The sequence below is a fragment of the Micromonospora endophytica genome (assembly GCF_003236305.1).
Lineage (GTDB): Bacteria > Actinomycetota > Actinomycetes > Mycobacteriales > Micromonosporaceae > Micromonospora > Micromonospora endophytica.
Window position 1 is genome coordinate 1 of record NZ_POTX01000160.1, and the last position, 14088, is coordinate 14088.

Consider the following 14088-nt stretch of genomic DNA (forward strand, 5'->3'; position numbering starts at 1 on the left):
GGTGTGGCCGGCGGGGCGTCCCACTCCCCCGGCTCCACCAACCGGCCGACGCTGCTGCCTCGCGGCAGGGCGAACCCCCAGTCCAGCAAAGCGGCACCCTGTTCCCAGCCACGCTGCGGCCGGGGCTCGGCACCGAGCAGCGTCACGACCAGCCGGCGGCCGTCACGTTCGGCGGCACCGACGTAGGTGTGGCGGGCGTAGTCGGTGAAGCCGGTCTTCCCGCCCAGCGCACCGGGATAACGGTAGATCAACTGGTTCTCGTTCTGGATTTCGAAACCCTTGCCGCGCAGCGCCTTCTGCCCCGGGATGCGGGTCCGTTCGGTGAGCGCGTACCGGCGGAAGGTGGGGTCGGAGAAGCAGGCACGGGCGATCAGCGCCAGGTCGTACGCGCTGGTGAACTGGCCGGGAGCGTCCAACCCGGACGGCGTGACGGCGCGGGTCTGCAGCGCACCGAGATGCCGGGCCTGCTCGTTCATCGCGCGCACCCCACCGGCCGCACCATCCGGCCCCCCACCGAGGCGGGCCAGCGCGTTCGCGGCCTCGTTGCCGGACTGCAACAGCAGCCCCAGCCACAGGGTCCGCACCCGGTAGCGACCGCCCGCGAGCAGCCCGACCGCCGAGCTGCCCGGCGCGATGTCCAGGTCCTCACGGGTGATGGTGACGGTCTCGTCGGCGTCCAGCCGGGGCAACATGGTCGCGGCCAGCAACAGCTTCTGCACGCTGGCCGGCGTGGCGTACTCGTGTGGCCCGCACCCACCCAGCACCTCACCGGTGTCCAGATCGGCCACCAGCCAGGACCGGGCGGTCACCTTGGGCGGCGTCGGCACGTCCGGCGGCACGACCAGCCCCGGGGTGGCCAGCGCGTCGCCACCGACTACCCGATGCTCCGGCACGGCCGGCGGCGGCGTCGGCCGGGGCGACCGCTTCACCTTCGGCGCCACCGCCTTCGGACACGGCACCGCCTGTGGCGTGGTGGCGGCGGGCGCGACCGGCGGGGCGACGGCGGTTGCCGCGGCGACCGGCGGGGCGACGGCGACACGTTCAGTGGTCACCGCAGCACTGTTCGTCGCGGAAATCGCCAGGATCGTGAGGACGAGAGGAACGACCGCGAGGGCTCGGTCTGACATGAATACGCAGCCTAACCGCGAGATCGGTGGCGCCAGCGCCACCGCGGCCGGCACGGCGAGCAACTGATCGCGGATCTTCCCCGCAATCCGTTGAACCGTTCACCGGCACCCCCCCGTATCCACGACCGAACAACGAAACCTTCCGGACCAGCAGCGGGAGCGCTCCCGTCGCACGGTCCGACAGTCACCTCCGGGAAGGCTCGACGACGGGACGGCCGCCGTCGCCGGGCCGTTCTCCCGGGCATCCACGGCGCACCAGCCGACGGGCATCGGCAATCCGAACCGTCCGGCCGTCACATCATGAGGAGAGTTGGCATGGTCAGGCGTACTCAAAAGCTCCAGAAGCACGCCGCGCTGAAGCTCGGTGGGGTCGGTGTCATCGCTGTGGCGTTGCTGGGCGCCGGCCTGACGCTGGCCTCGGCCGACGACGGCGCCGGCAGCAGCGGCGCGCAGACGGCGAACTGCCCGACGGTACGGGACAAGCTGTCGAACATCCCGGCCGCCGCCGTCGCCGGCGTCGAGACCGAACTGGCCAACCTGGACAAGCAGATCGCCGAGGCCAACGCCCGCCTCGCCCAGCAGGCCGCCAACCCCCAGGGCGGCGCCAACTTCATCCAGAACGCCATCCTCGGCCCGCTGGCCAGCAAGCGCACCGCCGCCCTCGACCGCATCGGCATCAACATCAACCGCGCCGGTGGCCAGCGGCCGGATCTGAGCAGCCTGGCGACCTGTGGCCTGAACGCCGCAGGCACTGCCAGCGCACTCAACGGCAACGCGGGCAACGCCGGAAACGGCAACGCGGGGAACAACGGCAACGCCGGGAACACGGGTAACGCGGGTGCGGCCGCTGGCGCGCAGACGGTCAACTGCCCGACGGTACGGGACAAGCTGTCCAACGTTCCGGCCGCCGCCGCTGCCGGCGTCGAGACCGAACTGGCCAACCTGGACAAGCAGATCGCCGAGGCCAACGCCCGCCTCGCCCAGCAGGCCGCCAACCCCCAGGGCGGCGCCAACTTCATCCAGAACGCCATCCTCGGCCCGCTGGCCAGCAAGCGCACCGCCGCCCTCGACCGCATCGGCATCAACATCAACCGGGTCGGTGGCCAGCGCCCCAACCTCGCCGCCCTGGCCACCTGCGGCCTGAACGCCCCGGGTAACGCCAGCGCCGTCAACGGCAACGCCGGCAACGCGGGGAACGCCGGCAACGCCGGCAATGCGGGCAACAACGGCAACGCCGGTAACAACAACAACGGCAACGCGGGCAACAACGGCAACGCCGGGGTCGCGCAGACGGTGAGCTGCCCGAGCGTGGCCGATCGGCTGCCGGCGGTGCCCGCGCAGGCCGCCGCCGAGGTGCAGCGGGAACTGGCCAACCTGAACACGCAGATCGCCGAGGCCAACGCCCGCCTCGCCCAGCAGGCCGCCAACCCGCAGGGCGGTGCGAACTTCGTCCAGAACGCCATCGTCGGGCCGCTGGTGGACAAGCGGGTTGCCGCCATCAACCGGATCGCCACCGCGATCGGCCGGGTCAACGGCAACCGTCCCGGCGACCTGGTCAACCTGGCGTCTCCCTGCACGGTGCGCTGATCTCCGCATGACATCGCCGGTGGGCGGTGGCCTCAGGGCCACCGCCCACCGTGCTGTGTAAGGAAGGGCCCCCTGTTAACGCCTCATGTAGAGGAGGGGCCCCTTATTAACACCTGCAGGAGGCGGCGGTCAGGCCGTCGGGGCGAGGTGCCGTAGGTAGTCGTGCAACGCAGCGGACGCGGCCAGCCGCCGCAGGCTGCGCCGGTGCAGATCCTGCTCGCGCCGGGCCAACTCCGCGCGGACCCGCTGCGGACTGCCGGTGGTCCGCATCTCGTCGAGCACTGCGGTGATGATGTCGAACGGGTAGGCGCCCCGGCGTAACAGCGCCACCACCTGGGCGGCGCGTACCTCGGCCTCGTCGTACACCCGGTAGCCGGTGCCTTGCTCGCGGACCGGCCGCAGCAGCCCCCGGGTCTCCCAGAGACGCAGCTGCGAGCTGCGGACCCGGACCAGGTCGGCCACCACTCCGACGCGGACCGCGCGGCGTGGTGGGGCGACCGGCGGGCTGGTCACCACCGTCTCGAAGGCACCGAGGACCCGGCGGATCTCGGCGCGTTCGCGATCCAGCTCGGCGTGCCCGGCGTCGAGCACCGCCAGCGCCGCCGGCAGGTCACCGCCGTGCACCGCCGCCATGATCTCCCGGGTACGCACCCAGCCGTGTCCCTCGGCCATCGTCCGGGCCACGGCGAGCGCCCGCGCGTGCGCCTCGGTGAAGATCCGGTATCCGCTCGGGGTGCGTTCGACAGGTGGCAGCACACCGAGCTCGACGTAGTTGCGTACCTGCTGCACGGAGATGCCGACCGTCGCGGCGAGGTCGACCGCCCGCAGTCGCCGGGGGCTGCCGCGATCCGTCACCCGAGCACCCTACCTCTTCACTGCGGTTTGAGACTTTCCCGGCCATAACACCTAGCCTGCCAGCGGAATTGCCACGAAAGCCTCCACGTGCTAGTGAATGAGACAATTTAATGCGGCCAGGCCAACCCCGCCAGTTCCCGGACGGGAGTCCGTCCACGATCCGCGAAGGGTTCGCATGCAGCAGCCAGCACGGTCCGCCGCCGACAGTCACGACGTGATCGAGGTACGCGGCGCGCGGGAGAACAACCTCGCCGACGTCTCGGTCGACATCCCCAAGCGCCGGCTCACCGTCTTCACCGGGGTCTCCGGCTCCGGCAAGTCCTCACTGGTCTTCGGCACCATCGCGGCCGAGTCGCAGCGGCTGATCAACGAGACCTACAGCGCCTTCCTCCAGTCGTTCATGCCGAACCGCTCCCGGCCGGACGTGGACTCGCTGCGCAACCTCACCGCCGCCATCGTGGTCGACCAGGAGCGGATGGGGGCCAACTCGCGCTCCACGGTGGGCACCGCCACCGACGCGTACGCGATGTTGCGGATCGTCTTCAGCCGGCTCGGCACCCCGCACGTCGGCGGGGCCGGTGCGTTCAGCTTCAACCTGGCCGAAGGGATGTGTCCCACCTGCGAGGGGCTGGGTCGGGTCTCCGATCTGGACCTCCATGAGCTGGTGGACCTGGAGAGGTCGCTCAACGACGGCGCGATCACGGTGCCCAACTTCGGCGTCGACACGTGGTACTGGCAGACCATCGCCGGCTCCGGCCTGTTCGACCCGGACGTGAAGCTTCAGGATTTCACCCCGCAGCAGTGGGAGGACTTCCTGCACAAGCCGGCTACGAAGATCAAAATCGGCGGGACCAACATCACCTACGAGGGGCTGGTGGTCAAGGTACGCCGGCTCTACCTGGCCAAGGACCGCGAGTCCATGCAGCCGCACATCCGGGCCTTCGTCGACCGGGCGGTCACCTTCACCACCTGCGCCGACTGCGCCGGTAGCCGGCTCAACGCCGCCGCGCTCTCCGCCCGCATCTCCGGGCGCAACATCGCCGAGTGCTCCGCCATGCAGATCAGTGACCTGGCCGAGTTCGTCCGGGGCATCGACGACGAGTCGGTCGCCCCGTTGACCGGGAACCTGCGGGATCTGCTGGACTCGCTGGTCGAGATCGGGTTGGGTTACCTCAGCCTCGACCGCGAGTCCGCCACCCTCTCCGGTGGCGAGGCGCAACGGGTCAAGATGGTCCGGCACCTGGGTTCCAGCCTCTCCGACATCACGTACGTCTTCGACGAACCCACCATCGGCCTGCACCCGCACGACATCGCCCGGATGAACGACCTGCTGCTGCGGCTGCGGGACAAGGGCAACACGGTGCTCGTCGTCGAGCACAAGCCGGAGACCATCGCGATCGCCGACCACGTGGTCGACCTCGGTCCCGGCGCGGGCACCGCCGGTGGCCGGATCTGCTACACCGGCGACGTGGCCGGGCTGCGCGGCTCCGCCACCCTCACCGGCCGCCACCTGGACCATCGGGTACGCCTACGCGAGCGGGTCCGCACCCCCGCCGGACACCTGCCGATCCGCCACGCCGACCTGCACAACCTGCACGACGTCAGCGTGGACATCCCCCTCGGCGTGCTGACCGTGGTGACCGGGGTGGCCGGCTCGGGCAAGAGTTCACTGATCCACGGCTCGCTGCACCGCCGCGACGGGGTGGTCGTGGTGGACCAGTCACCGATCCGCGGCTCCCGGCGCAGCAACCCGGCCACCTACACCGGCCTGCTGGATCCGATCCGCGCCGCCTTCGCGAAGGCCAACGGGGTGAAGGCGGCGCTGTTCAGCGCCAACTCCGAGGGCGCCTGCCCGACCTGCAAGGGCATCGGGCTGGTCTACACCGACCTGGCCATGATGGCCGGGGTCGCCTCGGTCTGCGAGCAGTGCGAGGGTCGCCGTTTCACCGACCAGGTGCTCACCTACCGGCTGCGGGGCCGCAACATCGGGGAGGTGCTCGGCATGGCGGTGGCCGAGGCCCGCGACTTCTTCCCCAGCGGACCCGCCCGGGTCATCCTGGACCGGATGGCCGATGTGGGGTTGCGCTACCTGACCCTGGGTCAGCCGCTGACCACCCTCTCCGGCGGCGAACGGCAGCGACTCAAGCTCGCCATCCACATGGCCGACAAGGCGGGCACGTACGTGCTGGACGAGCCGACCACCGGGCTGCACCTGGCCGACGTGGACCAACTGCTGGCGCTGCTCGACCGGCTCGTCGACGCCGGCAACACGGTGATCGTGATCGAGCACCATCAGGCGGTCATGGCGCACGCGGACTGGCTCATCGACCTCGGGCCCGGCGCCGGTCACGACGGCGGTCGCATCGTCTTCACCGGCACCCCCGCCGACCTGGTCGCGCACGCCACCACCCGCACCGCCCACCACCTGCGCGAGTACGTCAACGCCTGACCCCGGCGCGTTCAGGGCAGCCGGCGCAACCAGCGGCGTTGCCAGGGGGTCTCCACTGCGCGGGGCCGGTAGACCTCGCGGATCCAGTCGACCGCGCGGTCGGCCGGCAACCCGTCGAGGATCGCCAGAGCGGCCAACGCGGTGCCGGTCCGGCCCGTGCCACCCTTGCAGGCCACCTCCACCCGCTCACCCGCGTAGCCACGCCGCAACGCCTCACGCAACGCGTCCAGGGCGTCCGCCCGGTCCACCGGCACCCAGAAGTCGGGCCACCGCACCCGCCGGTGCGCCCATTCAGGTGTCGGCCCGGGTGCCAGCAGCAGGCTGAAGTCGGCAGGCGAGGCCGGATCGGCGATGCGCCGCCCCCGCACTCGCACCCCGCCGGGCAACTCGATCACGCCGGTCTGTTCCGTCCACTGCCGTTCCCCGTTCACCTCGGCAGTATCGCGCACACCGGGAGGAGGTGGGGGCACCCCGTTCAGCGCGGCGAGTGCGGCCCGGGACGGTGCTGCTCGTCGGCCCAGGCGCTGCGGTAGATGGTGCCGTTGCCCTGCGGGTCGGGCACACCGGTCGGGGCGGCGTCGGTCAGTCCGGCACCGCTGTCGTTGGAGCGCAGGCCACCGGAGCGCCGCGACCGACGCAGCCGGGTGACCACGAACCAGATCAGCCCGAGCACGCAGGCCACGATGACCACGTTCTGCAGGATTCCGGCGTACCCCTCGACCAGGTGCCAGTTGTCGCCGAGCAGGTATCCGGCCAGCACGAACGTGGTGTTCCAGATCAGGCTGCCCAGCGTGGTGTAGAGCACGAAGGTGAGCACCGGCATGCGTTCCACGCCGGCCGGTATGGAGATCATGCTTCGGAAGATCGGGATCATCCGGCCGAAGAAAACGGCTTTGACGCCGTGTTTGATGAACCACTCCTCGGTGCGGTCGATGTCGCTGACCTTCACCAGCGGCAGCTTGGCCGCGATCGCCCGGGTCCGCTCCCGCCCCAGTCCCGCACCGATGTAGTAGAGGGCCAGGGCACCCAACAGCGAGCCGAGGGTGGTCCAGAAGATCGCCCCGACGACGCTCATCCGGCCCTGCGCCGCGGCGAACCCGGCCAGCGGCAGGATGACCTCACTCGGGATCGGCGGGAAGAGGTTCTCCAACGCCACCGCCAGTCCCGCGCCGGGGCCGCCGAGCCGCTCCACCAGATCCGTGACGAAGCCGACGAGGCCGTCCTGCGGCGGCCCGGACTGTCCAGGCTCTTCGGCCGCGTGCGGAAAGAGAATCATGCCCCCTAACCTACGAACTGAAGCTGGAAACCGCTCAACCGGTATCGACTTACGGAACGACAAACCCCTACGCTGCGCAAGCGTGGAGCAGAATCCGACGCGGGCACCGTTGCGGCTCGCGGTCGCCCAGCCGACCTGCGAGGCGTACGACATCGTGGCGAACGTGGCGGCGCACGCGGCGCTGGTTCGCGCGGCGGCCGCCCGGGTGGTGCTCTTTCCGGAGCTTTCGCTCACCGGTTACGAGTTGGACGCCGCACCTGTCGACCCGGCCGACCCACGATTGCGGCAGTTGGTGCGCGCGTGTGCGGAGACGGGGACGATCGCGCTGGTCGGCGCCCCGGTGGTGGGCGACCACATCGCCACCCTCGCCGTGGACGGCGACGGCGTCCGGGTCGCGTACCGCAAGATGTGGCTCGGCGCGGCGGAGGCCCGCCGGTTCACGCCGGGCCCGGAGCCGGTCGTGCTGGAAGTCGACGGCTGGCGGCTCGGCCTGGCGGTCTGCAAGGACAGCGGGGTCGTCGCGCACTCGGCGCAGACCTGCGCCCTGGGCGTCGACGCCTACCTGGCGTCCATCGTCCACCACGCGGACGAGGCCGCGGTCTCCGACGAGCGGGCGCGGCGCATCACCAGCACACACCGGGTGGTGGTGGCGATCGCCAGTTTCGCCGGTTCGACCGGCGGAGGCTTCTCCGAGGCCGCCGGCCAGTCGGCGATCTGGGCGGCCGACGGCCGGCTGCTGGCCCAGGCCGGTACGGTGCCGGGCGAGTACGCGCTGGCCGTCCTGAGCTGAGCGTCAGTCCTCCTCGGGCAGCGTGGCTTCGAGCTGGTCGAGTAGGTCGTCCAGCCGCTCACCGAAGTCGACGGGCACCCGACCCCGCTCCACTTCGTCCTCGATCTGGTCCCGCAGGTCCTCGATCCGGTCCTCACGGTCCTTCGGCCGGCCCAGGGCGAGTTCGGTGAGGTCCTTGCGCAGCCGTTCGGCGGCCTTGCGGTCGATGTCGCCGACGAGTTGCGCTTCGGTGATCAGGGCGACGAACTCGGCGGCGGTCTGCCGCAGGCTCACCGGTTCGGGCGCGGCCGTGGACGGGCTGGGCCGAGGTGCCGCCGGGCTCGCCGAGGTCGATGCGGCGGCCGGGGCGGCCGGGGCACTGCTGGGAGCGGCGATCGGCGTCGTCGCCTCGCCGTCGCCGCCGAGGGCGACTATCGCACCGAGCCCGATCAGCGCCGCCACCCCGGCCGCGACCAGCACACCGGCCGGCGGACGACGCCGTTGGGGATCTCCTGACCGATGCCCGAGGCGACCGGGCGTCGTCCACCCGTGCGCCGCCGAACGGACCGACCCGGCGGAAGGCGTCGCCCCCGCAGACCAGCCGGCAGCCGCCCCAGTGGCGGACGCGTGGGGACGCGGCGGCCGGGTTGACGCGGGCGCGTCCGTCGGCTGCGTCGACCCGTACCACCTGTCGGTGCGGTCGACGAGGGTCGGTGCCGGTGGGGTGACGAGCGCCGTGGCCTCGTCGGTGGGCATCGGCAGCGTGGCCGAGGAGTGCCCCACCGGGCCGGTTGGTGCGGCGGTGGAGTGTCCCGCCGCGGCGGTGGCGGCGGCCCGGAACCGACCGGCCAGCTGTGCGGCGGTGGGTCGCCGCGACGGATCTGGCTCGAGGCAGGCCAGCACCAGCGTGGCCACGGCAGCGGGTAGCCCCGGCACCCGTGGAGGTGCCACCGGCGGCCGCCGGGCGTGCACCCGGGCGGCCTCCTCCCAGCTGCGGACGGGCAGCGGCACCTCGCCGGTCAGGGTGCGGTGCAGCAGTACGCCGAGCCCGTACACGTCGCTGGCCGGATCCGGCGTGCCGGCGCGTAGCCGCTCCGGCGCCGTGTACGCGGGCGTACCCATGAGCGGTTCGCCGCCGTGCCCGGCGCCGACGTGTTGGGGGCCGGCGAGCGCGGCGATGCCGAAGTCCAGCACCTTGGCGCCGGTCTCGGTCAGCATGACGTTGCCCGGTTTGATGTCCCGGTGCACCACTCCGATGCGGTGCGCGGCGGCCAGCGCGGCGGCGATCTCGGCGGCTGTCCGCACCGCCGACGGCCAGGGCAGTGGGCCTTCGGCCAGCCGGTCGGCGAGGTTACGCCCGTCGACCAGTTCCATCACCAGGTACGGCACGATGCCGCCGGCGAGGGTGGCCTCGCCGTAGTCGTACACCTGGGTGATGTGCGGGTGTGCCAGCCGGGCCGCGGCGCGGGCCTCCCTGCGGATGACGGCCCGCAGCTCCGGATCGACGGCGAACGTGCCGGCGAGCACCTTGACCGCGACGAGCCGGCCCAGCACCTCGTCCTCGGCGCGCCACACCTCGGACATTCCACCGAGGCCGACGCGGTCGTGCAGCACGTAGCGGTCGTGCAACCGCAGTTGGGGCGTTAACGGCGACATGAGCGTCCAGTCTGCCTGCTCCTCGGGCAGTTGCACCACCCGCCCGTCCGGTTTCGCCGAGTGTTAAGAAGGGGCCCCTTTACCACCTCAGGCGTTAAGAAGGGGCCCCTCCTTGCACGGGGTGGGCTGGATCTGGTCGGCGAGGCGGTGCAGGGCGGCGGCGGCGAACTGGCGGGCGCCGGCCAGGCGCGGGGTGCGTGGCGGGTCGGGACGGACGGGCGCGTCCGGGCGGGCGGAGTTGACGTGCCGGGTGACCGCGTCGACGGCGAAGACGAAGCCTGTGGACTGTTCCATGATCAGCTCCTCGGGACTGGTCGGGTGCTGGTGCGGGAGACGAGCGTGGTGGGCAACAGGATCTGACCCGCCGCAGTGTCCGTGGGTGGGTCGAACAGAAGTTCGGCGGCCGAGCGGCCCTTCTCCTCACCCGGCTGGCGCACGGTGGTCAGGCCGGCGGGCGCGGCTTCGGCGATGTCGTCGAACCCGGTCACCGAGACGACCGCCGGCAGCGCGTCCATCGCACCCAGGGCGAGCACGTCGGAGCAGGCCAGTACGGCGGTGGGCGGCTCGGCGAGGGCGTGCAGCGCGCGGACGGCTTCGGCTCCGGCGGCCCGGGTGTTGCCGACCGCCTCCAGGATCGTCAGTTCGGGCCAGGCGACGCCGACCGACGCGAAGGCGTCGGCGAAGCCGGCGAGGCGGTCCCGGGTGGTCGAATGCGTCACCTCGGCGACATCGGGCAGCCGCCGCAGCCCGGAGGTCGGGTCGGGACTGATGCCGTCGCCGAGCAGGGCGACCCGGCGGTGGCCGAGACCGGTCAGGTGTTCGGCGATCGACCGGGCGGCGGCCCGCTCGTCGATGCCCACCCAGCGGTCGCCGGCCCGAGGTCGCGAGGAGGTGGTCACGAAGGGCAGCCCACGACCTCGGATGGTGTCGATGATCCCCTCCTCGTCACCGGCGCAGTAGACGCAGAATCCGTCGACCGCGGCGTTCTCCACCGCCTTGCGGGCGCCGGCCGGATCGTTCGGCAGCGGTACGAGCAACAGGCTGCTGCTGTGTCGCTCGGCCGCCTCGGCGACTCCGGTGAGGAACCGCACCGCGAAGGGGTCGGTGAAGGCGTACGACAGCTGCGAGGTGAACAGCACCCCGATGGCGCCGACGAAGCCGCGCCGCAACGACCGCGCGGTCGGGTCGGGCCCGGAATAGCCCATCTTGAGTGCGGTGTCGAGGATCCGTTGACGCAGCTCGGCGGAGAGCTGGTCCGGCCGGCCGTAGGCGTTGGAGACGGTGCTGCGCGAGACACCCACTGCCTCGGCGACGTCCCGCAAGGTTGGTCTCACCCGCCCCTCCCCTCTTCTGGATCGATTCAGTCTGGATCGATCCAGAGACTAGCCGCGAAGGGCGACGCATGTCAACGTGGATAACTGAGACGCGGACCTGGGGACGCCCGCCGAGGGCGGTCAGACGGGGCCGGTCAGACCGAATCGATGTCGGCGATGATGCGCTTGAGGATGTCCGCGGTGCGCTCCGGCGGCTCGGCCTCGACGCAGAGTCGCTCCATGGCCAGCGCGTAGAAGTCGAGATCCTCGCGCTTGTCCAGATAGAGCGCGCTCGTCAACTGCTCGATGTAGACGATGTCCGGCAGATCCTGGTCACCGAAGCGCAGGATGGTGAAGGCGCCACCGGCCGCGGCATGCCCACCCGCGGCGAACGGGATCACCTGCAACCGGACGTTCGACGTCCGGGTGGCCTCGAGCAACGCCTCCAGCTGGCCGCGCATCACCCGCGGGCCGCCGATCGGCCGGCGCAGCGCCGCCTCGTCGACCACCGCCCACAGCCGGGGCGGGCGCGGTCGCTGGAGCAACTCCTGCCGCCGCATCCGCAGGTCCACCCGGCGCTCGATCTCCGCCGGACCGGCGTCGCTGTGGCCGAGCCGCACCACGGCCCGCGCGTACTCCCGGGTCTGGAGCAGGCCGGGGACGAACTGGACCTCGTAGCTGCGGATCAGCGCCGCCGCGGCCTCCAGGCCGAGGTACGACTGGAACCATGACGGCAGTACGTCACCGTAGCGGTGCCACCAGCCCGGGTTGTTGGCGTCCCGGGCCAGCTTGAGCAGCGCGGCACGCTCGTGCTCGGCCGTGACGCCGTAGAGGGTGAGCAGGTCGGCGACGTCGCGTTCCTTGAAACCGACCCGACCCAGCTCCATCCGGCTGATCTTCGACTCGGACGACCGGATCTCCCAGCCGGCGCTCTCCCGGGTCACCCCACGGGATTCACGCAACCGGCGCAACTGTGCGCCCAGCAGCATCCGCAGCACGGTCGGGCCTGCCGCCGGGCCCTGCTCGGCGGAAACCATGGTCACCTGCCGTCCTCCGCACGCCATCGGTCGCCGAGCCGATGGACCGGCCCGACCGAGCTGTAAGCATGCCATGAACCATCAGTGAGGTGAACCTCCATCCCGTGCGCGGCGATTCCCGCAGATGGGATATCGGGTCAGCTGATCAGATGATCGAAGTCCCCGTCCCGGGCGCCGTGCACGAACGCGGCGATCTCGTCGATGGTGTAGATCAACGCCGGCCCCTCCGGATGCCGGGAGTTGCGCATCGCGATCCCCGCGCCACCGGGCAGCTCCGCCAACTCGACGCAGTTTCCACTGGGATTGCTGCGCCGGCTCTTCTGCCAGGCGAGGGGAGGCAACTGATGGACGGGTACACCGTTCGGCGGCTGCTGCATGGGTGCTGTTCTCTTCCGATGGGCGCCGGTGCCGTGGGGAGGAGCGGTAGCGGCACGAAGGGACGGTGTCGACTCGACTCATTCTGCACGTGCATCTGCTATTGCATCTGCAATGGACAGCGAGCATGATAGCGCATGTGAGCGGTGCTTATCCGCTCACATTCTGTTACGTGAACCTGGCCGCCACCAGGGGAAACGAGGTGTTCGGCAGCGCTGGCCGCTGCGCCGGGGGCGAAGGGAGGGGCCGGTGCCGGATCCGCTGACCGTCGCATCCGGAATCTGCGCCGCGGGGGCTCTGCTCTCCTCCTGGCAACTGGGGCGCCGGGCGGTGCGGGCCGAGGCCGAGATCGACAGACTTCGGGCCGAACTGACCGCCGAACGGCACGCCGCCAGCCACGATCCGTTGACCGGACTGCCCAATCGGCGGGCCTTCTACCGCCTCGCCGCGGCGCTGCTGACCGACGGCACGGGCCGCCCACTGGTCGCGGTGGTGCTGGACCTGGACGACTTCAAGCAGATCAACGACCGGTACGGGCACTCCGCCGGCGACCAGGTCCTGATCAGCGTCGCCCAGCGGCTGGCCGCCTTCGCCGGCGACAACCCGGTGGCGCGGCTCGGCGGCGACGAGTTCGCGGGGCTGCTGGCCAGTCCCACCGTCGACCGCCGGTGGATCGAACACGCCACCCGGCAACTCTGCGACATGCTCGCCGCACCGATCCCGCTGGGCGCCGTCACCCTCCGGGTGAACGCCTCGGTCGGCCTGGCACCGGTGCACGGCTCCCAGCTCGCCGAGGCGCTCGACCGCGCCGACGCGGCGATGTACGAGGCCAAGGGAATCGGCTCGGCCCGATCCGGCCGCGCGCTCCGCGACATGGCGCACCTCGCCGAATGCTGATGCCGGCGTCCGCTCGGTGCGGTGCCGGCACCGATCAGTGCCAGCCGTAGCCGGCGCGCAACGCCTGGCTCACCCGGTCGAACCGGGCCCGGTCCAACACCGCGCCCTCACGCCGGATACCGTCCTCACGCATCGTCAGCACCCGGTCCAACCGCACCCAGCTGGGTCGCTTCTCCCGGTCCCACTCGCCGGGCCCGAGCGCCAACCAGTGCCGCTCGCCGTCACGATCACGCTGGCTGGACAGCATCAGCCCGAACAGCGTCCGACTGTGTCGACCCACCACCAGCACCGGCCGGTCCTTGCCCTGCCGGGGATCGTCTTCGTAGGACACCCAGGTCCAGACGATCTCTCCCGGGTCGGCCTGACCGTCGGGCTCCGGGGCGTACGACAGTTGACGCCGCTGCAACGCGTTGACCTGGCGCGGCCGTGCGACCCGAGCCGGGGTCGGTCCGGAACGCCGGGGGGTCGGGATCACCGCGCCGACGCGGGCCGCCACACTCCTGAACAGTCCTGCCACGGCGGGCAGCCTAACCGCCCGCGTCGACCCGCCTCCCACCAGGGCAGCCGTGCCGCCCCGCGCCCTGCCGCCGCCCTGCCGCCCTGTCGCACCGCCGCCGTGCCGCAGCGGCCGGATCCGGCCCCCAACCCTTCTCCTCCGTCGCTTTGCTCTGCTTCAACCCACGCAACGGTGTCGGTCCGAACCCGTTGCCTCCGGTGAAGCAGAGCAAAGGGCTGTCTCTTATACAC

14 protein-coding genes are annotated in these 14088 nt (G+C 71.4%); 4 read left to right on the top strand and 10 right to left on the bottom strand.

Features of this window, described 5'->3' with window-relative positions; all coding sequences use genetic code 11:
• Positions 1–1052: D-alanyl-D-alanine carboxypeptidase family protein (locus C1I93_RS20785; protein ID WP_258378314.1), on the bottom strand; the 1052-nt coding region annotated here is incomplete at its 3' end.
• A 390-nt stretch (positions 1053–1442) separates the two neighbouring features.
• On the opposite strand from C1I93_RS20785, the gene C1I93_RS20790 reads away from it, so the two are divergent.
• Positions 1443–2714 carry a hypothetical protein gene (locus tag C1I93_RS20790; protein WP_111244976.1) on the top strand — a complete coding sequence of 424 codons (1272 nt, stop codon included), beginning with the start codon at positions 1443–1445 and terminating at the stop codon, positions 2712–2714.
• 129 nt (positions 2715–2843) lie between these two features.
• On the opposite strand, the gene C1I93_RS20795 is transcribed toward C1I93_RS20790, so the two are convergent.
• Positions 2844–3569 (bottom strand): MerR family transcriptional regulator, encoded by a 726-nt coding sequence (locus tag C1I93_RS20795; protein WP_111244977.1) that lies wholly within the window; start codon positions 3567–3569, stop codon positions 2844–2846.
• 175 nt (positions 3570–3744) lie between these two features.
• Between C1I93_RS20795 and C1I93_RS20800 the strand changes: the two genes are divergently transcribed.
• A complete protein-coding gene (locus C1I93_RS20800; protein WP_111244978.1) occupies positions 3745–6018 on the top strand; it encodes an ATP-binding cassette domain-containing protein in 2274 nt (757 codons plus the stop codon).
• Between the two features lie 11 nt (positions 6019–6029).
• Here C1I93_RS20800 and C1I93_RS20805 read toward each other — a convergent pair whose 3' ends face one another.
• Together C1I93_RS20805 and C1I93_RS20810 are read right to left on the bottom strand one after the other, a co-directional pair.
• Complete coding sequence (locus C1I93_RS20805; RefSeq protein WP_111244979.1) at positions 6030–6449, bottom strand: protein-tyrosine phosphatase family protein; 420 nt, start codon at positions 6447–6449, stop codon at positions 6030–6032.
• Between the two features lie 44 nt (positions 6450–6493).
• On the bottom strand, positions 6494–7294 hold the full coding sequence (locus tag C1I93_RS20810; protein ID WP_111244980.1) for a DedA family protein: 801 nt from the start codon (positions 7292–7294) through the stop codon (positions 6494–6496).
• A gap of 82 nt (positions 7295–7376) precedes the next feature.
• Here C1I93_RS20810 and C1I93_RS20815 point away from each other — a divergent pair, with 82 nt between their 5' ends.
• On the top strand, positions 7377–8084 hold the full coding sequence (locus tag C1I93_RS20815) for a carbon-nitrogen hydrolase family protein (protein WP_223256443.1): 708 nt from the start codon (positions 7377–7379) through the stop codon (positions 8082–8084).
• Positions 8085–8087: 3 nt separating this feature from the next.
• Here C1I93_RS20815 and C1I93_RS20820 read toward each other — a convergent pair whose 3' ends face one another.
• The 5 genes from C1I93_RS20820 to C1I93_RS20840 form a co-directional block, all read right to left on the bottom strand.
• A complete protein-coding gene (locus C1I93_RS20820) occupies positions 8088–9758 on the bottom strand; it encodes a serine/threonine-protein kinase (protein ID WP_223256444.1) in 1671 nt (556 codons plus the stop codon).
• A 48-nt stretch (positions 9759–9806) separates the two neighbouring features.
• On the bottom strand, positions 9807–10013 hold the full coding sequence (locus C1I93_RS20825; RefSeq protein ID WP_111244982.1) for a hypothetical protein: 207 nt from the start codon (positions 10011–10013) through the stop codon (positions 9807–9809).
• A gap of 2 nt (positions 10014–10015) precedes the next feature.
• The gene (locus C1I93_RS20830) at positions 10016–11053 is read right to left on the bottom strand and encodes a LacI family DNA-binding transcriptional regulator (protein ID WP_111244983.1); all 1038 of its coding nucleotides are present in this window, start codon (positions 11051–11053) and stop codon (positions 10016–10018) included.
• Between the two features lie 134 nt (positions 11054–11187).
• Positions 11188–12069 (bottom strand): Sco1979 family transcriptional regulator, encoded by an 882-nt coding sequence (locus tag C1I93_RS20835; protein WP_420811761.1) that lies wholly within the window; start codon positions 12067–12069, stop codon positions 11188–11190.
• 137 nt (positions 12070–12206) lie between these two features.
• Complete coding sequence (locus C1I93_RS20840; protein ID WP_111244985.1) at positions 12207–12446, bottom strand: DUF397 domain-containing protein; 240 nt, start codon at positions 12444–12446, stop codon at positions 12207–12209.
• Between the two features lie 247 nt (positions 12447–12693).
• Between C1I93_RS20840 and C1I93_RS20845 the strand changes: the two genes are divergently transcribed.
• Positions 12694–13341, top strand: coding sequence for a GGDEF domain-containing protein (locus C1I93_RS20845; RefSeq protein WP_111244986.1), 648 nt, complete (start codon positions 12694–12696; stop codon positions 13339–13341).
• Positions 13342–13375: 34 nt separating this feature from the next.
• On the opposite strand, the gene C1I93_RS20850 is transcribed toward C1I93_RS20845, so the two are convergent.
• Positions 13376–13858: a type II toxin-antitoxin system PemK/MazF family toxin gene (locus C1I93_RS20850; RefSeq protein WP_111244987.1), complete on the bottom strand. Its 483-nt coding sequence runs from the start codon at positions 13856–13858 to the stop codon at positions 13376–13378.
• Between the last annotated feature and the right edge of the window lie 230 nt (positions 13859–14088).

Bases quoted from the DNA above. Each gene is read 5' to 3' on its own strand.
- C1I93_RS20800 (WP_111244978.1), top strand. From the start codon at position 3,745: ATGCAGCAGCCAGCACGGTCCGCCGCCGACAGTCACGACGTGATCGAG.
- C1I93_RS20810 (WP_111244980.1), bottom strand. From the start codon at position 7,294: ATGATTCTCTTTCCGCACGCGGCCGAAGAGCCTGGACAGTCCGGGCCG.
- C1I93_RS20840 (WP_111244985.1), bottom strand. From the start codon at position 12,446: ATGCAGCAGCCGCCGAACGGTGTACCCGTCCATCAGTTGCCTCCCCTC.
- C1I93_RS20835 (WP_420811761.1), bottom strand. From the start codon at position 12,069: ATGGTTTCCGCCGAGCAGGGCCCGGCGGCAGGCCCGACCGTGCTGCGG.
- C1I93_RS20825 (WP_111244982.1), bottom strand. From the start codon at position 10,013: ATGGAACAGTCCACAGGCTTCGTCTTCGCCGTCGACGCGGTCACCCGG.
- C1I93_RS20790 (WP_111244976.1), top strand. From the start codon at position 1,443: ATGGTCAGGCGTACTCAAAAGCTCCAGAAGCACGCCGCGCTGAAGCTC.